The 17,958-nt window shown below is 54.3% G+C and carries 14 protein-coding genes and 1 tRNA gene; 5 read left to right on the top strand and 10 right to left on the bottom strand.

Going from position 1 to position 17,958, the window contains the following annotated elements; translation table 11 throughout:
* Window positions 1-118 precede the first annotated feature (118 nt).
* The 5 genes from JJD41_RS08725 to JJD41_RS08705 all read right to left on the bottom strand — a co-directional run bounded on the left by JJD41_RS08725 (window position 119) and on the right by JJD41_RS08705 (window position 6,641).
* Window positions 119-955 carry a cistern family PEP-CTERM protein gene (locus tag JJD41_RS08725; protein WP_200665579.1) on the bottom strand — a complete coding sequence of 279 codons (837 nt, stop codon included), beginning with the start codon at window positions 953-955 and terminating at the stop codon, window positions 119-121.
* 725 nt (window positions 956-1,680) lie between these two features.
* Complete coding sequence (gene fba / locus JJD41_RS08720) at window positions 1,681-2,763, bottom strand: class II fructose-bisphosphate aldolase (RefSeq protein WP_168570206.1); 1,083 nt, start codon at window positions 2,761-2,763, stop codon at window positions 1,681-1,683.
* A gap of 854 nt (window positions 2,764-3,617) precedes the next feature.
* Window positions 3,618-3,689, bottom strand: a tRNA-Lys gene (locus tag JJD41_RS08715).
* Between the two features lie 68 nt (window positions 3,690-3,757).
* On the bottom strand, window positions 3,758-4,627 hold the full coding sequence (locus tag JJD41_RS08710) for an aldose epimerase family protein (RefSeq protein WP_200665578.1): 870 nt from the start codon (window positions 4,625-4,627) through the stop codon (window positions 3,758-3,760).
* 70 nt (window positions 4,628-4,697) lie between these two features.
* Complete coding sequence (locus tag JJD41_RS08705; RefSeq protein WP_200665577.1) at window positions 4,698-6,641, bottom strand: CapA family protein; 1,944 nt, start codon at window positions 6,639-6,641, stop codon at window positions 4,698-4,700.
* A 65-nt stretch (window positions 6,642-6,706) separates the two neighbouring features.
* Between JJD41_RS08705 and JJD41_RS08700 the strand changes: the two genes are divergently transcribed.
* The gene (locus JJD41_RS08700; RefSeq protein ID WP_200665576.1) at window positions 6,707-7,174 is read left to right on the top strand and encodes a hypothetical protein; all 468 of its coding nucleotides are present in this window, start codon (window positions 6,707-6,709) and stop codon (window positions 7,172-7,174) included.
* A gap of 16 nt (window positions 7,175-7,190) precedes the next feature.
* On the opposite strand, the gene JJD41_RS08695 is transcribed toward JJD41_RS08700, so the two are convergent.
* A complete protein-coding gene (locus tag JJD41_RS08695; RefSeq protein ID WP_200665575.1) occupies window positions 7,191-8,108 on the bottom strand; it encodes an alpha/beta fold hydrolase in 918 nt (305 codons plus the stop codon).
* Window positions 8,109-8,240: 132 nt separating this feature from the next.
* Here JJD41_RS08695 and JJD41_RS08690 point away from each other — a divergent pair, with 132 nt between their 5' ends.
* Both JJD41_RS08690 and JJD41_RS08685 read left to right on the top strand, forming a co-directional pair.
* Window positions 8,241-8,921, top strand: coding sequence for a ParA family protein (locus JJD41_RS08690; RefSeq protein ID WP_234488554.1), 681 nt, complete (start codon window positions 8,241-8,243; stop codon window positions 8,919-8,921).
* Window positions 8,921-9,622 (top strand): hypothetical protein, encoded by a 702-nt coding sequence (locus tag JJD41_RS08685; protein ID WP_200665574.1) that lies wholly within the window; start codon window positions 8,921-8,923, stop codon window positions 9,620-9,622. Before JJD41_RS08690 ends, JJD41_RS08685 begins: the two co-directional genes overlap by 1 nt.
* A 76-nt stretch (window positions 9,623-9,698) precedes the next feature.
* On the opposite strand, the gene JJD41_RS08680 is transcribed toward JJD41_RS08685, so the two are convergent.
* Both JJD41_RS08680 and JJD41_RS08675 read right to left on the bottom strand, forming a co-directional pair.
* On the bottom strand, window positions 9,699-10,070 hold the full coding sequence (locus JJD41_RS08680; RefSeq protein ID WP_168570201.1) for a hypothetical protein: 372 nt from the start codon (window positions 10,068-10,070) through the stop codon (window positions 9,699-9,701).
* A gap of 100 nt (window positions 10,071-10,170) precedes the next feature.
* Entirely contained in the window at window positions 10,171-11,880 is a 1,710-nt protein-coding gene (locus JJD41_RS08675) for an ABC1 kinase family protein (RefSeq protein WP_200665573.1), read from the bottom strand.
* 275 nt (window positions 11,881-12,155) lie between these two features.
* Here JJD41_RS08675 and JJD41_RS08670 point away from each other — a divergent pair, with 275 nt between their 5' ends.
* Window positions 12,156-13,394: an RNA-guided endonuclease InsQ/TnpB family protein gene (locus JJD41_RS08670; RefSeq protein WP_200665572.1), complete on the top strand. Its 1,239-nt coding sequence runs from the start codon at window positions 12,156-12,158 to the stop codon at window positions 13,392-13,394.
* A 61-nt stretch (window positions 13,395-13,455) separates the two neighbouring features.
* On the opposite strand, the gene JJD41_RS08665 is transcribed toward JJD41_RS08670, so the two are convergent.
* Entirely contained in the window at window positions 13,456-14,634 is a 1,179-nt protein-coding gene (locus JJD41_RS08665; RefSeq protein ID WP_200665571.1) for a DegT/DnrJ/EryC1/StrS family aminotransferase, read from the bottom strand.
* A 178-nt stretch (window positions 14,635-14,812) separates the two neighbouring features.
* On the opposite strand from JJD41_RS08665, the gene JJD41_RS08660 reads away from it, so the two are divergent.
* The gene (locus JJD41_RS08660) at window positions 14,813-15,592 is read left to right on the top strand and encodes an ABC transporter permease (RefSeq protein ID WP_200665570.1); all 780 of its coding nucleotides are present in this window, start codon (window positions 14,813-14,815) and stop codon (window positions 15,590-15,592) included.
* A 17-nt stretch (window positions 15,593-15,609) separates the two neighbouring features.
* Here the strand turns inward: JJD41_RS08660 and JJD41_RS08655 are convergent, their stop codons facing one another.
* Window positions 15,610-17,460 (bottom strand): hypothetical protein, encoded by a 1,851-nt coding sequence (locus JJD41_RS08655; protein ID WP_200665569.1) that lies wholly within the window; start codon window positions 17,458-17,460, stop codon window positions 15,610-15,612.
* Between the last annotated feature and the right edge of the window lie 498 nt (window positions 17,461-17,958).

The following is a 17,958-nucleotide window of genomic DNA, read 5'->3' as shown; positions in this document are numbered from 1 at the left end:
CATCGAAGGCGGCGGTTTTGCGATCGCACTCCCCTCCCACGCAAAAAACCCCCCGTCTGTGGGGGGCTAACAGCTCAATGCCAGAAGAAACACGATCTTTCTCCAGCACGGGCCCGGTCTAGCCACCCTTACCCACAAGTTCGGGTTGTCTTTTTCTACTTTGTCGCAGAAGATTGCCTCCTAATAAGAGTAAAGCGAAGGTCATCGTCGGTTCGGGAACCTTTTTCGGATTGTCCGAACTCGGTGGCATCACCGTTCCCGTTCCGGTTCCACTCGCCCCGACGAAGGAGCGATCGCCATCTTCTCCAGTAATACTTTGATAGCGAATACCGAAATTGCTCATCACGAAACTTTCGACTTCACCGGACAAAGCGAGGGTCGCCTCGAAAGTCTCCGGTTCGTCATCCCGGTAAACGCCCCCATTTTTCCCCCCCTGACAGGTATTTCCGTCAGTGAAACAAACGTCAACCGCACCGAATTGATTGGGGAACGATCCGCTTGTAGCCTCACTGAATAACCCACTCGATCGGGTAACACCCACATTAAAAGAAGAGCTTCCCGAACTGCTGGCAAACAGCAAGTCTAAAGACTCTCCCAGAAAGTCGGTGACGTCAAAACCCAAGGCAGAACTGCGAGAATTCAGACTGTCACTGGAGGTATTGTCGAGCAGAATTTCAAATCTGGCCTCCGTAATTGTCTTACTGTCGTTCTCGACGCTAGAAAAGCCGAGAAACGTAAAGACAGCCTCCGAAGACAGACCTGCAACATCCTGCCCTTCCCAATTCCCGTCAAAATTGACGGTAAAGCTTTTTGATTGGTCGCTCTGGTCGATACCGATGCTGCCGTCTTCAAAAAAAGTAAATGCAGAAGCAGCAGGTGCGGCACTTGCGGTGTAGATGCTAAAGCATCCAAGTGCCGAAATGGCTAGAGCGACTTGTTTTAGAGGTCTGAACATGATTTTTTTGAGTCAACCCTATCGGCACGCTGGATAACATCAAACAAATGTGTCATTGTCGTTGCACTCCATTGAGATCGAGCTGTCACCTTGAGATAGTGTTGGCTGGCGTGCAGGGCCAGCGAACTCGTCAATGGTAAATGTAAACATTGCGTTGCAATTGGGCGAACACCTCCTTAATGATGAAAAATGTACTTACTGTTTTATAGAAGTCCTCTAATCTACTCTATTAATCCTGTCGGCAAGCTGTCCACGTTCGAGCTAAAGCTTTTTGAAATCTTCATCTAGAGAGTAAGATTGATTAAGTTTTAACAGGGCAAGAAACTCGATTCCGAAGTTTTACGGAAATGGCGCGATCGCCCTCAAACCGAAATAGATTTGTGCAGTTGAGATGATGCAGTATCGTTCGGCGTGCTGTGATGTGACTCGAACGCGATCGCCTTTCAAGGACGATTGGAGTAGAATTACGGTCTGGTTGTACGCGGAGCTGCCGCCCGTCAATTGTGTATTTTTACTGACACCAAAGGAGCAGGGCGATCGCATTTGTCAATCGATCTCAGTAAAGACTTGTAAATTTTTTAAAAACCGATCGCGGCTGGGGGCGATCGGATCCACTGCCACCCCGCAAAAAAAATCGGGTAGCGGTTAAGCTACCCAAAGTCAAAACACTTTTAGAGAAGAGTTCGACGATTCGCTCAGTTCGCGTCCCTCGAACTACAATTCGCTTATTTGGCGGCGGCGGTCTCTTTAGTCACCGCAGTCAATTCGCCTTTCGCATATTTGGCGGCAAACTCATCCAAGCCAACTTGCTTGACTTTGGTGCCGTTACCCGAGCAGCCAAAGGCTTCGTAACGCTCGGCGCACACTTTTTGCATGTACTTCATCGACGGTTTCATGAAGTGGCGGGGGTCGAAGTTCGACGGATCTTTAGCCGCCGCTTCGCGAATCGCCGCCGTGATCGCCAAGCGGTTGTCGGTGTCGATGTTGACCTTGCGAACGCCGCTCTTGATGCCTTTTTGAATTTCTTCGATCGGCACGCCGTAGGTCTCGGGAATGCTACCGCCGTACTGGTTGATCATCTCGAGCAGATCTTGAGGCACGGAGGAAGAACCGTGCATGACCAAGTGGGTGTTGGGCAGGCGGTTGTGAATTTCTTCGATCCGGCTGATGGCGAGGATTTCGCCCGTCGGTTTGCGGGTGAATTTGTAAGCGCCGTGGCTGGTTCCGATCGCGACGGCGAGGGCATCGACCTGAGTCGCTTCGACGAATTGAACGGCTTCGTCGGGGTCGGTTAACAACTGCTCTTTGCTGAGCGTTCCTTCAAACCCGTGACCGTCTTCTTTATCGCCTTTTCCGGTTTCGAGAGAACCCAAGCAGCCGAGTTCGCCTTCGACACTGGCGCCGACGGCATGGGCCACTTTAACGACTTCGGCGGTTACCGCAACGTTGTAGTCGAAGCTGGCGGGAGTTTTGGCGTCGGCTTCGAGGGAACCGTCCATCATCACGCTGGTGAAGCCGTGACGGATGGCGGAATAGCAGGTGGAGGGAGCATTACCGTGGTCTTGGTGTAAGGCGATCGGCAGGTGGGGATAGCTTTCCACTGCAGCTTGAACCAAGTGACGCAGGAAGTGTTCCCCAGCGTAGGAGCGAGCGCCGCGAGACGCTTGCAGGATCACGGGGCTGTTGGTTTCGTCAGCCGCACGCATGATCGCGAGGATCTGCTCCATGTTGTTGACGTTATAAGCGGGGATGCCATAACCGTTTTCTGCTGCGTGATCGAGCAGAAGCCGCATTGGAACGAGAGCCATAGAATTTTCCTCCTAACTTTTTATTTTGCGAGGGATTCGCTTTCAGTCAATCTTAATCGTTACAGACAATTTTAAGTCTGACGCTCTGACACTCCCCGGACTAAAGTCGCGGGGATTCTTGGGCTGAATCTTGCCTCTACTAGCCATGCCAGTCTAGGTCTTACAGTTTCATGTCTAGTCCGACTACACCTTTTACAGCAAGCACTCTGATGGACTACTCCCCAAGCGTAAATTCGGGTATGCCCTACCCTACTCAATTCTTTTTTCGATCTCCCACCTATGCCGTATTCTTTCTTAGAGGGCACTGAGGTAGTGGGGCAACTCCTATAGAGTTGGTGACACTAGCGTTTTGACAACAGTCAGTTTGCAGGTCACGACTACACATCGGATTTTCGACTTCATTTGATTATACTAGAAAGCCGTCGTAGGACGACGGAGTTCTAGACCCCAAATTTTCGACAAATTTCACTTGATGGCGAACGATCTCTAAAAATCGGAAATCTCAAGGTTTTACGGTTTTGAGAGCGATCTCCATACCCGATCGGTTGTCGAAATTCTAACGGACGGCGCGATCGCGACTGGGGTAAATGAGGGCGATCGTAACGGCGAGTTGTCGTTCATTCCACTGGAGAAATCAACGAAACGAGGGAAACAAAAATCATCGGGCGATCGCCTTTCGCGATCGATCGGGACGTTCAATTAGTCCGTCAAATATTGAAAATCTGGAATGGATTTGAGGTTGGCTAACTACAAAATCGATGGAAGGTTATCCCTCTCACTCCCTAAAGGAGAACGGAAGATCTTTATCAAAACTCCCCGAACTCGGGGGCAAATAGTGACCTTCCAGTAATAAATGGGTCGCCCGGGATTCGAACCCGGAACTAATCGGTTAAAAGCCGAGTACTCTACCGTTGAGTTAGCGACCCGCGCGTTTCTCGTTTCCGACGCACCTTAGCTAGGTTAGCACGAGCTTTTTGAGAACGCAATACCTTTTTCAAAAAAAATCGACACTCAAACGAACTTGGGTCTCCCACTTGTCTCCCGGAGCCAAACGGATGAGGTGCTGACCCGTATTGAGGGCGTTGCGGGGGGAACTCCACGGTTCGAGACAGTAGAACTCTTTACCCTCGATCGTCCAAAACACCAAATTCGAGTAACTGGCTTTGTACAACATCCTGACTTGCAGTTGGCGCTGGTGGTCGCGTACCGTCGCCGCCAGTCCGGTGACTTTTGTAAACGCCGCATCGATTTCCGGGCGATCGAAATCGAACGTTCCGGTAAACGGATGTTTGCGATGGGTGGTTTGGTCGTAGAATTGAACCGCCGGAATTTTAAATTGGAGCTGGCTTTTGTCCGCCGTCCAAAAATAAGGATGTAAGCCCGTAGCAAAGGGCATATTTTCCTGAGAGTGATTGGTATAGCGCTGGTCGATTTCGAGGATGTTGCCTTTGAGGGTGTAGGTAAAGGCCAACTCGAAGTCAAACGGGTACAGGCTGCGGGTAAAGTCGTTACTTTCGAGAATGAGGGTAATGCTGACCCCTTCTTGGGTGTTGCGATCGCTCACCCGCCAGGGCAAATCGCGGGCGAAGCCGTGTTGTTTGAGTTTGTATTCTCGACCCCGATAGGTATAGAGATCGTTGGGAAGATTGCCGCAGATGGGAAACAAAATGGGAATACCGCCGCGAACGCTGAGGTTGGGATTGGCAAAGCGTCCGGCATCTAAATAGAGCAGGTCGTGACCGCAATATTGCCAGCGCGTAATCATCCCGCCGCGTTCGGGAACGACTTCAAGCCGAGACGGGGTGGCTTGGTCGGAGAGAATGTAGGTTTTGTATTGTTGTTCTTCAACTGCGATCGCAAACACTTTTTGTCCTTTGTCCTCGTTCGGTATGTCCCTAACCCGTAGACCGTAGCCCTTGCGTCCGGTAACGCTACTAACTTCCGCCGTTGGTTTTCGCGAAAGCAGGCGGTTCGATTTTTTTCTGCCGAATCGCAGTGGTGGTCACGCCGAGGGCGCCCACCGCCAAAGCCGTAGCGACGACCAACCCAGCTTGAGAGCCGCGTCCGGAGGCGCCTGCGGCTTTGCGATCGGAGTCGCGATCGCCCGCCGTCGCCAGTTCCTCAGCCTCACTTGCCGCCGTAAACGGCGACACGTCGAAGCTTTCCCCCTCGGCCCGTCCGGCTTCCGACGGGCGATTCTCCTTCAAAGACGCTGCACGATCGCCCGAGGCTTCGCCCGCGACCTCCTCTTCTGACTTCGCTGCTGCCGACTCCTGCACCGGAGTCGCCGCCGCCGTCGGGGTGCCGGGGCGCCCTTCGAGGATCGTCGGCGAAACCATCGGTTGCTCGAAACTGCCCGAGAGCATTTCGATCTGTTGGAGAATGCGATCGCCGCGTTCCCCAGTCACGACCCGGGGTTGGTACTTCTGAACCTCCACGGGCAAAAATTCCACCTTCATTTGACCCTCGCGCAGGGCAATCTTCAACACCGCCGTATCGTAATCGCTGCGCGCATTGCCCCCAAAAATAAAATTCCCTAACGAATAGGCGATCGGACGATCCTTGTAAATCTCCGCCCCTTGCAACACGTGGGGATGGTGTCCGACGATCGCGTCGGCCCCTCGGTCGATCGTGTAACGGGCAAGCTGAGTTTGCCAGACATCGGGATAATTTGCCAACTCCACCCCCCAATGGAAATTCACCACAATCCATTCCACCTCATCGCGGACCGCCTGCAAATCTTCGGCAATCCGTTCTTTCAATCCCCGATTCGTCCCCGGCGTTTCCCCCACTGCCTCGTGAAAATCTCCGGTATAGTAGCCGAAATAAGCAATACGCTGACCCTTAACTTCCACGATCTCCGGTCGTCGCGCTTCGGTCAAGTTCATCCCCGCACCGATCGCGTGAATGCCCGCCCCCGCCAAGGTCTCTAGCGTTTCTTGCAATCCGGGCCCGTTGTAGTCCATCGCGTGGTTGTTCGCCAAATTGACCAGATCGACGCCGCCGTGCTCGAGCACCTCCACCATTGCCGGATCGCTTTTAAAATTGAACGCTTTCGGGCGGATCGTGTCCGCTTTCGTCAACGTTCCTTCTAAATTCACCATCGCCACATCCGCATCGCGGTATTCGGGCATTTGGTCGAAGCCCCAGGCATAATCGTTCCCGATCAGATCTTCAAACCCGTCGCTGAGGGTCACGTCCCCGCCAAACATCAGGGTCACCGTCGGATCGGTCGGGTCGAGTACCGCATCGTGTCGGGTGACCGGAATGGTTTCTAACGCGGCGCTCACCGTCATCGGGCGACCCGAGTTGCTGGCGGAACGATCGCCGGAGGAAGAATGGTCTAAGGCTTGGTGGCGGAGGTCGGCGTAACTGAGGGCAAACCCGATCGCGAAGGACGCCACCGCCACCCCTCCGGCGAGCAAGCAGACCCGCAAGAGCTTGAAATTCAACCATTCGGCGGCTTTTTTGACTCCGGCTTGCAAATATTTGAGATATTTAAGCCGTCGTTGCTGGTTGGCGGGGGTGACGATCCGAATCGATTGATTCCATAAAATATTGGGCTGTTCTCGGGCTAAGGGATTGGCCCAGGTGGCCACGATCCGAACCCCTTCGATCGCCTCGGAGTTGAGCCGCCAGATGTGATGGCAGATAAATTTAATCAGGCTTTCGCGCAGTTGCACGTACAGATCCTGGCGGTCGGGGAGGGTTTGAAATTCCAAGCGAATGGGCAGACAGCCGCCATGTACGGGCTGGACTCGGGCGTAAATGCCTTGAGGAGCTAAATAACTGTTGATTAAATAGGCGATCGCCCGAAAATTTCCCTCCCTCGCCAGATTGAGCATCGACGGTTGCGCTGTGGTGCTGTAGCCGATCATTCTCTTGACTCCTCCTAGGTACTCCTCAAGCCCGATTTTAGATTTTAAATGAGGTTTTTCGTTTGATGGATGGCAACGCGCTGGGTTCGACCTGCTCCCCGCTCTCGGGGGTGTTGCGTTGGGTGTCGATGGGTTGGCCCGGCGAGCGCGATCGCGCTGCCCCTCGGCTGCGTTCGAGTTCAAAGGTAGTTTACTCTAACCCGCAGTACAATCCCAGAGGACGCGCGGCTTTTTCTGAGGTCGCCGCGATCGACGGGTTTTCCGAGGCGAATGGGGTAGATGCGTTCGCCCTTCGCCGCCGGGGTTCCGGCGATCGGACGACAAAACTTAGATCGGGGAATATAGATCTATTGATAGCCGAGATCCGCGCGATTGTCTCCGTTGACGGCGCGAACGCAACACCTTTTAACGCAATTGTTCCGAAAATTGGCGTCAAACGGCAGTGCGATCGCCCGTTTTTCCCCCTTAGAATCCCCGTGGGTATAGCCTACCCTACGGTAAGCCCCTTCGCGTCTACGGCATGGCTTCCCTAGCGGGCCGGGGAGTAGGTCAATGAGAATGCGCCGATCTCATTTCCCCGTCGATCCAGTCTAAAATAGCGTCGTTGACCGCTTCGGGTCGTTCGTCGTAAAGGACGTGCCCGGTGTCGGGAACCGACACCAATTGTATCCGGGGGTTTAACGGTAGGATCCGACTGGCTCCCGCGAAAGGAATCACCCGATCGCCTTCCCCCCAAATTAGCAAGATCGGCAACGTTAAGGGCGAGAGTAATTCCGCCACGTCGGGGCTGTAGTCCGGATCGTTGCGCGATAAAGACAGGCGGTAAAAGACTTCCAAGGCGCCGCGATCGCGCGCTGGCGCTGCAAACAGCTCGACCAATTCGCCATCGACCAATTCGTCCCGGGTGTAGAGACTTCGCAAAACTTTGCGTAAAAATCCGGGCTGGCGGACCAGTTGAAACAAGGGCCACAGCAAGATCGGCGACGAGAAAAAGCGCTCTAAGGCGCGCGCCCACGCCGGGGGTTGGCGCGGTTTCGGGTCGGGTAAGGTCAGCAAGGCTAGCCCTCGTGCCATTTCGGGATAAGTGGCGACGGCGGTTAAGGCGACTAAGGATCCGAGGGAGTGACCGACGACGATCGCCTCGCGTCCGATGAAGTTGTGCCAAAAATCGTAAACTAAATCGGCCCACAGTCCGACTCGGTAATGGGTCGAGGCTTTTTCGGAAGCGCCGAATCCGAGGAAGTCGAGGGCGTAGACACTGTGGTGTTCGCTTAAGGGGTGCAAGTTGGCGCGCCACTGACCCAGGGCCGAACCGAACCCGTGCAGGAGCAGGATCGGCAGGCTGTGCGATCGCCGTTGGCGCGCTCGAAGATAGGTATAACGGATTTGATAGCCCCGCCAGATCCAATCCCGGCGGACGCCGAGGGGGTACTCTTGGGCGGAAACGGAAGGAGGTCGCGATCGCATCATCTTCGGTGAATGGTTAGATCTCAAAACGCAGGCGCCGAGACGATCGCTTGCCAGATCCACCGGGGAAACGCCCCGATAAAGCGGTATATTTAAAGCGATCGCCTCCCATGCATTGAAGGATTTGTAGCCTTGCCCAGAACATCTACAGCCCAACCCTCTGCCCGTCCAAAACCACAGCCGTCGAGAGTGGTGGCGATCGCCAACGGTAAAGGCGGCGTCGGCAAAACCACGACTGCTGTCAACCTAGCGGCGGCTTTAGCCCCTAAGTATAGGGTGTTACTGGTCGATTCCGACCCTCAAGGATCCGCGACCTGGTGGGTGCAGCGCGGCGATCGCGATTTGGACTTCGATATCGCTCAAGAAAGCGATCCGAAGCTCTTGGGGCGCTTGCGCCAGGTTGAAGGCTACGATCTGATTGTAGTAGATACCCCCCCCGCATTACGTTCGGAAGCATTAGCCGCCGTCGTCGCTTGTGCCGATTATTTACTGTTGCCGACCCCTCCGGCGCCGATGGATTTAGCGGCGCTGATCGATACGGTTCGCGAAGCCGTCATGCCTGTCGGGGTGGCCCATCGGGTTCTGTTGACCCGCGTCGATTCGCGCAGTCTCAAGGAAGCACTGGAAGCGCAGAATACGTTATTGGAGTTGGGCATTCCTGCGTGTCATGCGTTCGTGCGATCGTATAAAGCTCACGAACGAGCGGCCCTCGAAGGATTACCCATCGGTCGGTGGCGGGGCAAAAATGCCAAAGAAGCGGAGGCGGATTACCGCCGGGTGGCCAATGAATTACAGCGAGACTGGAGGAATTGATGGCTAAGAAGCGTTTGACCGATTTAATTCGAGAAGAAGCCGGGCGATCGCCGCAATCCGGAGAGACGGCAGCTTCCTCGGAGGCGACGGCGTCGGTTGAAGCGATCGGCGACCATCCCGAAGCCTTGAAAGCTGCCGTAACCGAATTGAAAACGGCGTTACAAGAAGCTCTGGAAAATGAAAAAGTTTACGATCGCGCGATCGCCGATCTCGAAGGCAAACTGAAAGACGAACAACAGCGCGCCCAACAATTAGAAGAGGATGGACGACAAGGCGATCGCCTCGCTCGCGAACGTTGGGAACAAGCGGAAAGCGAATTCAAAGCCGGATTGGAAGAACAAGAAAACTTAATTCAAAAGCTGCAAGGCGACCTTAAAACTGCCGAGAAAAGTTATTCTAAATTAGAAAAAGAACGGGACAAACTCAAAAGCGATCTGGCGGAACAAAAAGAGTTGGTCAAACAACTCAAAGCCGATTTAAAACATGCGGAAAGACTGAATCGAGATTTAGAACAAACGAAAGCGGACGCCCTACATTTAGCTGAAGAAAACGAACAGTTAAAGCACGAACTCGACGAAGTGAACGACCGATCGCCCGCTCCCTCGCAAGGGGCGATCGCCCTGATTCCCCGGCGCCCGGGGCCGTCGGACAAAGTGCTGCCGGATCCGTTGGCGAAAAACGATATTAATTGGCTCGACTAAAGCCGCAAATCGCGGCAGGCGGGCGACTCGGCAAGTCCTCGACCGCGATCGCGCCCGCCGTTCGCTCCCCTTTTCCCTACACGAAACCGTCGAGGTCGAGGGCTTTAGAGCCGCCGCGTTCGAGTTCCACTAACAACTTGCCGAGTTGCCACCAGACCAACCAAGCGGTGAGAACCGTGAGCGGTAAAGAAGCAATATAGGAGAAATTGGTCGGAAAACCAAAAATTTGCAACCCCGAGGCGAGGAAGACGCAAATTCCCCCCGCCATTCCTAAAAACGGCAGTTGCAGTTCCCAGCCTTTATCTCGCGAAAGGGTTAAGTTAGAGCGATCGCGCGACCACTGTCTGACAAACTGTTCCAGAGCAGCTTTGAACGCCACCCCGGAAGCGATTCCCGCCAGCAGACTGGCCAGGAGGAGAAAGTAGGGCGGTTCGGGAAAAATAGACACGAAGACTCCTTTTTTTAGCTTTAACAGTTACGGTCAAACCCTCGGGGCCCGACGATCGAGCAGTGTAGCGCGTTATGGCCGTCGGGGGGCGATCGCCGAGCTAAGATTCGCTCTTAAACGCCGCTAGGGTCGCCACCGAAGGCAGTAAAGCTGCCGCACTTTCCCCGGACAAGTGGGCGATCGCCCCGAGGGCCGCATCGAACAAGCGTGCGGGTTTGAGGTCGTCTTTCACTAAGTTCCACAAGCTTTGAACTTCTTCGGTATGCAGGCGATCGTCTTCGGTGAGAGCCAGTAACAGTTGGCGCCGCAAGAAGGCCCCTTCTTCCGAGAGTAAATATTGCAAGCCGAGTCCGGCGGTGGGTAACAAGTCGAAGTTGCCGTCGGAACGGGCGATCGCGATCATGTTTTCCAGGCGATGCCATTGGAATTTACCGTTTTTAAACAGCACTTCTAACAAGCGCCGTCGCAGTTGGGGCGATTCCCCTTGCAACAAGCGCCGCGCCACGTAAGGATAGGCAATATCGACAATTTTGAACTCCGGATCGATGCTCAAGGCCAGCCCTTCCTGGGTGACCACGGAACGAATGATTAAGGCGAATTTCGCCGGAACCCGAAACGGGTAATCGTACATCAATTCGGAGAAGCGATCGGTGACGGTTTTAAAATTAAACTCCCGGACGCTTTGACCGACAATGTCCCCCAACACTTCTTCTAAGGCCGGAACGATCGGCCAAATGTCGGTTTCTGGGGTTAAAAAACCCAATTTGACAAAATCTTGCGCCAGATCCAGATAGTCTTTATTGATTAAATGAACCACCGCATTGACGAGGTTTTCTTTCGTTTGTTCGTCGAGTTGGTCCATCATCCCGAAATCGATGTAGGCCATACTGCCATCCCGGGTGGCGAATAAGTTACCCGGGTGCGGGTCCGCATGGAAAAAACCGAATTCTAAGAGCTGTTGCAAGCCACTGGTGACGCCAATTTCGATGACGGCGTTGCGATCGATGCCCGCGTCTTCGATTTCTTGCATTCCTGTCAGTTTAAACCCGTCGATCCATTCGAGGGTCAAGACGCGGCTGCTGGTATAGCGCCAATAAATTTGCGGGACTTTGACTTGGGGATTTTCGCTAAAATTGGCGGCAAATTTTTCGGCGTTGCGCGCTTCGTTGAGATAGTCGATCTCTTCAAACAGTTTGATCCCGAATTCGTCTACGATCGTGGCGAGATCGTGACCTAAATTGAGGGGCAGCCAGGGCCGCAGTAACTGGGCCGCCAAACGCAAGATATAGAGGTCGAGGGCGAGGGTGGGTTTGAGGTTGGGGCGTTGGACTTTGACCGCCACCGCTTCGCCGCCGTGGAGTCGGGCTTTGTAAACTTGTCCCAAACTGGCTGCGGCGACGGGGTTTTCGGAGAATTCGGCGTAGATGTCTTCGATTTCGCGATCGAGTTCCCGTTCGATAATCGATCGCGCCAGAGGGGTATCGAAGGGAGGGAGTTTATCTTGGAGTTTGACCAGTTCTTCTAAGAAGTCTTTGCGAACGAGATCCGGTCGGGTGGAAAGGGCTTGTCCGACTTTGATAAAGGTCGGTCCGAGATGGGTGAGGATGTCTCGCAGTTGTCTGGCCCGTTTGCCCTTGTTGTTCTCGACGCGATCGCCCCATTCATCCCATTTCAAGCCTAAAACAAAACTGGCAAAATACCAGAAGGCAACGAGGGTTCGCCAAATGACTTTCCAGGGACGATAGCGGTAATAGCTCGCGATCGCTTCGGGATCGTAGCGTCTGAGTCGAGCAAGTGGATGAGAACTCACGCCTTTTTTCGCCTCTAAATTGTAGGAGTGGATTTAATTTGCAATTATTATCGGGATTCTTCTGTCTTTGATTGTATCATTTTCTTAACTCAATGAGATAAAACTATACACGATCGACAACGCCCCGGCGACCTTTAGCTTAATCGGCGGGAAGCCCCGCACTCTACGCGAAGGTGTCGGGATGAAAGCCGAGGCGATGGAGTGGAACGGAGTCGCCATACTCTTTCGCTAATTTCTAGGGAGCATTGCTGTTTCTACTAAGTTGTAATAGCTACATGCTTGTATTGACCTACTCATACCGGATTTACCCAGATCTCGAACAAGAACTCCAGATGCTTAATTGGCTGGAGACTTGCCGCCAGGTCTACAACTATGTGGTCGGGGAGCGCAAGGACTGGATCGACAGTCGGAAGTGCTCGGTCAATGCTTGCAGTCTTCAGAAGGAGTACATCATTCCAGCCGACACCCCCTATCCCGATTACTACCGTCAGAAGAAGGCGTTAACTGAAGCTAAGAAAACCAATCCTGAACTCAAAGCGGTTCATTCTCAGGTGCTTCAGGATGTCATTGGGAGGGTTGATGCTGCTTTCGTCGCATTCCACCAAAAGCGAACTGGGTTTCCTCGGTTCAAGAAATTTGGTCGGATGCGGTCATTTCTGTTTCCGCAGATAAAAGGTGAGGCGATTGATGGCAACAGCATTAAGCTGCCAAAGATCGGGCAGGTGCCTATTAACTTGCATCGCCCCATGCCTGAAGGCTTCGATCTGAAAGCTGTTCGGGTCGTGCGGAAGCATTCAGGCTGGTACGCCATGCTGACGCTAAAAGCTGACGTTGATGTACCCGACATCCCGCCAGAAGGCCATGCCCTGGGGCTGGATGTTGGACTGGAGTATTTTCTATCCACCTCTGATGGCGAGCAGGTTTCTCGTCCTCGTTTCTTCAATAAGCTGCACCGCAAGCTGAAATCGCTGCAACGTAGGCTAAAAGGGAAGCAGAAGGGGTCGAAAAACTGGCTCAAGTTAATCGAGCGGATCGGTCGAGTTCACGAAAATATTGCGAATTACCGTCTGGACTGGCAGTTCAAGCTGGCTCACCATCTCTGCGATCGAGCCGGGATAATATTTGTTGAAGACTTGGACTTCAGGACACTCGCTAAGGGCTTCCTTGGTAAACACATGATTGATGCTGGCTTGGGTCAGTTCGTCAACATTGTGCTGCCGTGGGTGTGCTGGAAACGTGGTGTCTACTACGGCAAGGTCAACCCTAGAGGCACTAGCCAGGAATGCCCTGAGTGTGGGGCTCAAGTCCGCAAGGAATTAAAAGACCGTATTCACCATTGCGGTGAATGCGGTTCCATCAAGCCCAGAGATGTTGCCAGCGCTCAAGTTATTCGCAATCGTGGCCTCTCAGTCGTGGGTCTCACGGCTGATGAAATCGCCTGTGGACGGGTTCTGTCGGGGGCATTGCCTAGACAAGACCGAACGAAGCAGGTAGTCGCTGGAGCGATCCGGTGAAGCCCGCGCTGTACCGTTGGCGAAGCCTGCGCGAAGCGCATAGGTCAGCGTCGGGAGAACGTCACGAGGGCAGGGTTTGAGGCTCGCCCCGTTGAGAGAGCGCGTCTTTCACTACAGTGATAATTCGATCTTGTTCGGCATGGGAGAGTTCCGGAAACATCGGCAGGGATAGGACTTCCGTGCAGATACGCTCGACGAGAGGCAGTTGGCCGCTTCGATACCCTAAATGCCGATAAACGGGTTGTAGGTGTAAGGGAAAGGGGTAATAAATGCTCGTGGCAATCCCGGATTCTTGCAGGGATTCTTGGAGACGATCGCGCGTCGAAATCGCTCCCCCGTTGTCGGTATTTTGGGAAGGTCGGGACTGGGGAACTCGGATGGTGTACTGATTCCAGACCGAGAGCGCCCCGGCGCGCACCGAAGGAGCGACGATCGCCTCCACCGCCGCGAGGCATTGGCTGTAAGTGGCGGCGATCGCCTGTCGTCGGGCATTCCAACCGTCGAGATAGCGTAATTTCACCCGTAAAATTGCCGCTTGCAAGGCGTCTAAACGACTGTTAGCCCCCAATTCTTCGTGATAGTAGCGCGCACTGGCTCCGTGGTCTTTTAAGCGCCGAATGCGCCGCGCGATCGCCGGATCGTTCGTCGTCACCGCACCGCCATCGCCAAAGGCTCCTAAGTTTTTGGTCGGAAAGAAACTAAAACAGCCCACCGTTCCGAGACTGCCCACGGGCCGACCCTGCCAGCGCGCCCCCGTCGCTTGGGCGCAGTCCTCGACAATGGCTAATTGATGGGACGCGGCGATCGCCCCCAAGCGGCTCATATCCGCAGGTTGACCGAATAGATGCACCGGAACGATCGCCCGCGTTTTCTCAGAAATCGCCACTTCCACCTGTTGCGCGTCGAGATTAAACGTTTCGTCAATATCCACAAATACGGGAGTGGCCCCGGTTAAGGAAATCGTTTCCGCCGTAGCGAAAAAGGTAAACGGGGAGGTAATCACTTCATCCCCCGGGCCGATATCGAGGGCCCTCAAAGCCAAATAAAGGGCGTCCGTCCCGGAATTGCACGCCACGCATTCCGACGTTCCCACGTAAGTCCCAAATTCTGCCTCAAACGCTGCCACTTGTGGACCGCCGATATACTGTCCGGAGACTAAAACATCTCCGACGGCGGCTTCGATCTCGTGGCGGATCGTTTGGTATTCTCGTGCTAAGTCGATCGGGGGTATTTTACTCATTCCTAACTCCCATCCAGCGTGACTGCCTGTTTCGATTGTCTCGCGAAATTGCCGCATCGTATTCGAGGGCGCGCTCAACTCGAGCGCACCACAGGCTTGGGAATGTTTCTTTTCCCGGCTTTCCCCTCTTGCCTGTTGCCTGTTGCCTGCTCCCTAGTCCCTTCTAACCTTTCCCCCTATGGAACGCATCGAACTCGATTTGCTCGATTTAGGATTATCTGTAGGCTTGATTGCCGTGGCGATCGCCCTGTCAATTTGGCAGCAATTGGGTTTGCAAGGACAACTCGCTTTAGCGGCGGCGCGGACCGTGGTTCAGTTGCTCGTCGTCGGTACTTTTTTAGAGGCGGTGTTCGAGTGGAAAAATCCTTGGGCCATTTTGGCGGTGTTGGCGGTCATGTTGACGATCGCCTCGATTGTTGCCAAAAATCGGATCGGCAATAAACTCCCCAACGTCTTGCCGATGGTGTGGGGTTCGATTTGTTTCAGCAGTGCGCTGACGATGACGTATGTCAATCTGGTCGTCTTGCGCGAGCCGCAAGTCTGGAGCGATCCTCACTATATTATTCCCTTGACTGGGATTGTTTTGGGTAATGCGACCAATGCGGCGGCGATCGCCGGAGAACGACTGGCGACGACACTCAACAATACCCAAATTGAAATCGAAACCCATTTATCTTTGGGCGCGACGCCCCAACAGGCGATCGCCTCCTATCGTCGCGAAGCGATCCGCGCCGGATTGATCCCGACCCTCAACGCGATGATGGTCGTGGGAATCGTGACTTTACCGGGGATTATTACCGGACAGTTGCTCAGTGGCGTCAAGCCGCTCAATGCGGCAGCTTATCAGATTTTGATTATGTTCATGTTGGCTTGTGTCAACCTGCTGACGGCGTTGTTAGTGACCCGGGGAATTGCCGGGAAATTTTTCAACGCCGAGGCCCAGTTGCAACAGTTTTAGGCGCTTTTTAGACAGTTTTAGTTGGTTGAGCGCGGGGTATGGCGTCCGAGGAGCGCGCCGTAAGGATCGTAGAGTTCTAAAGGAATCTGGGTATTGTCGCTAATAGTTTCTAGGGCGTTTTGCAGGGTTTGCACGTGTTCGGTCAAGTCGGCTCGGACTTTAGGATTGCCCGTGCGATCGGCAGTGGTGGCGGTTTTGCGAACTTCGCTGAGGTAATCGGGCTGCAATTGGACGCGCAAGACGCGATCGGAGACGCTGTAAGCGCAAACGTTCACCGACCCCGAGCAGGTTTTCTTGAGGGCCGCATCGGCGTCTTGGCGGGCGATCGCCTGTGCGAGGATTTCCCGGGCGTCGGCGAGGGCGGGTTTGACGGTTTTGCCTAATTTGGCCGCTTTCGCGTAAGGGTAGGTTCCCAGGGGAATTTGTTCGAGGTAAGTGTTGGCATTCGTCCAGGCTTCTACGGCGAGGGTCCATTGATTTTGCTGTTGGAAGCCTTCGGCGCGATCGACTTCGAGCACGGCGCGATCGTAGGCATTTTGGGCGAGTTGTTCTTCGTAGAGGCGATCGCGGGCGCGGGTCGCTTCGGCTTGGTAGGCAGCAGTCAATTGGCGGGCTTGCCGAACCGCCGTGGTACCGTCGGGAATCCGTTCCAATTGGGCGATCGCTTCATCCCAACTGGCGATAATTCGTTCCCAACTTTCCGTCGTCTGGGCGACCCCTTGACGGGCTTTAATGACTTGACCCGCCGATTGCGCCGATTGAAGTTGCGCTTGAGCTTGTCGTTCGTTGTCGATGCGGCGGTCGATCGCCGTGCGGTTTTGGCGATATTCTTGCAATTTTTCCCGGGCGAACGGGTACACCGGACTGTCCGGGGAAACTGCTTCGAGTTGGGCGATCGCCTCGTCCCACCCGGCGGCGACTTCCTGCCAGATCTCGACGGAATGAGGCGGATTTTTGGCGCGTTCGGCAGTCGCCAAGCCGCGATCGAGGGCGGCGACGACTTCGGTAATGCCGTCGAGTTGGACGCAGTTGCTTCTAATCAGGGTGGCGGCGCGATCGCTCGCCCCGGACCACGAGGGAATCCGTCCGAGCATCGTCGTGGCTTTGTCGAGTTTTTCGTGGATGTCGAGTAATTGGTGTTTGTACTCGACCGCCTGCAGTTCGGCGGCGGACACTTGGCTCAACTGTTCGGCTTTATCGATGAGTTCGCATCGTCCGATCGCGCAGGGCCGGCTGAGGGCGTAAAAGGCACTGCCGCCCGCCACGAGGGCCGTGGCGATCGTGGCGGACAACGGCAACAGCCACGGCGGGGCGGGCTTTCTCGCCCGTTTCTGTTTCGGGTTGACGGCGATCTGCTCGAGATCTTGAGGGTCGAGGGCGAGTTCGTCGAACGGATTCGGTGGAAAGGCGCTGACGGCGAGGGCGATCGCCTTCTCTTCGTCTTCGCTTTCATCGGATCCGTCTGCCAACGGGCCTTCGTTGGGCGACTCCAACGCCGTATCCTCGTCCGGAGTCGTCTCGGCGGCGGGTTCCCCCGAGGTCGATCGCAAAGCTTCAAAGGCATAGGGGCGCTCGTGACCTGCGACTCTCAAGTAGAGTTTGAGATCTTCGGCCAGATCGGGAATCAAGGCGGCGATCGCCTGGGTGAGAGCGTCAAAGATTTCGCCAACTTGGGCGCTTACCCCGGGTCGATGTTCGGCGAGAACCAGCAGTTGTCCGTGGTGAAGCGCACATTGAATTCGCACGGGTAAACGCTGGGGCAGTTCTAAATGCAGGCGTTCTTGCAACAACCGGGCAATAACTTTTAAGTTTTCCTGCTTTAAACCATCTCGCTTTAAGGTTTCCTGACGTGTACGGGTTTGAATCATTGGCCCATCTCCCCATCGACTCGGTTGAACGCTCGATCCGGATCCTCTAGCGGACGCGGTGCGTGCGAGAACCCGGCAATCCGATTAGTTTAGCAAAATCCGCAAGAATCCTCGATCGCCGCGAGATTCCCCCGCAATCTCGTACTATAGTCAACGACCCACCCTGAATGAAAACAATACAGCTCGGGCAACAACCCGATAGAGGGTCGCCACGGGAACTTATAGCTCTTAAGATTTAGGCGATCGGCGCTATCCTAGTTCCTAAGATTGATAAAAAGCACAGGTTGTACAAAAAATTTGTATGGAGCTAGCTTGGTTTTCGCTCTTTTGAACTCGCTCAGGTAGTAGGATTTTACCAGTTTGGGGAGTCGATGTATCCCAACGCTCAATTGAAAAAAGTTGAGGGGGACTTATTTTTCCCCAAACCCCTGAAAAAGTTAAGATTATTAAACTTAGGCCATTTCCACCTGGGATGGCCTCTCGATTCGAGCGGGCGAT

Origin of the sequence: Oxynema mangrovii CENA135 (genome assembly GCF_016632315.1) — a bacterium.
In the GTDB taxonomy this organism is placed as follows: Bacteria; Cyanobacteriota; Cyanobacteriia; order Cyanobacteriales; family Laspinemataceae; genus Oxynema; species Oxynema aestuarii.
The sequence above is the reverse complement of the archived record's forward strand: the minus strand, read 5'-3'. Positions and strand labels throughout refer to the sequence as shown.

Coding starts and splice junctions, on each gene's coding strand:
- JJD41_RS08725 (WP_200665579.1), bottom strand. CDS start 955: ATGTTCAGACCTCTAAAACAAGTCGCTCTAGCCATTTCGGCACTTGGA.
- fba (WP_168570206.1), bottom strand. CDS start 2,763: ATGGCTCTCGTTCCAATGCGGCTTCTGCTCGATCACGCAGCAGAAAAC.
- JJD41_RS08705 (WP_200665577.1), bottom strand. CDS start 6,641: ATGATCGGCTACAGCACCACAGCGCAACCGTCGATGCTCAATCTGGCG.
- JJD41_RS08700 (WP_200665576.1), top strand. CDS start 6,707: ATGGATGGCAACGCGCTGGGTTCGACCTGCTCCCCGCTCTCGGGGGTG.
- JJD41_RS08695 (WP_200665575.1), bottom strand. CDS start 8,108: ATGCGATCGCGACCTCCTTCCGTTTCCGCCCAAGAGTACCCCCTCGGC.
- JJD41_RS08685 (WP_200665574.1), top strand. CDS start 8,921: ATGGCTAAGAAGCGTTTGACCGATTTAATTCGAGAAGAAGCCGGGCGA.
- JJD41_RS08670 (WP_200665572.1), top strand. CDS start 12,156: ATGCTTGTATTGACCTACTCATACCGGATTTACCCAGATCTCGAACAA.
- JJD41_RS08665 (WP_200665571.1), bottom strand. CDS start 14,634: ATGAGTAAAATACCCCCGATCGACTTAGCACGAGAATACCAAACGATC.
- JJD41_RS08660 (WP_200665570.1), top strand. CDS start 14,813: ATGGAACGCATCGAACTCGATTTGCTCGATTTAGGATTATCTGTAGGC.
- JJD41_RS08655 (WP_200665569.1), bottom strand. CDS start 17,460: ATGATTCAAACCCGTACACGTCAGGAAACCTTAAAGCGAGATGGTTTA.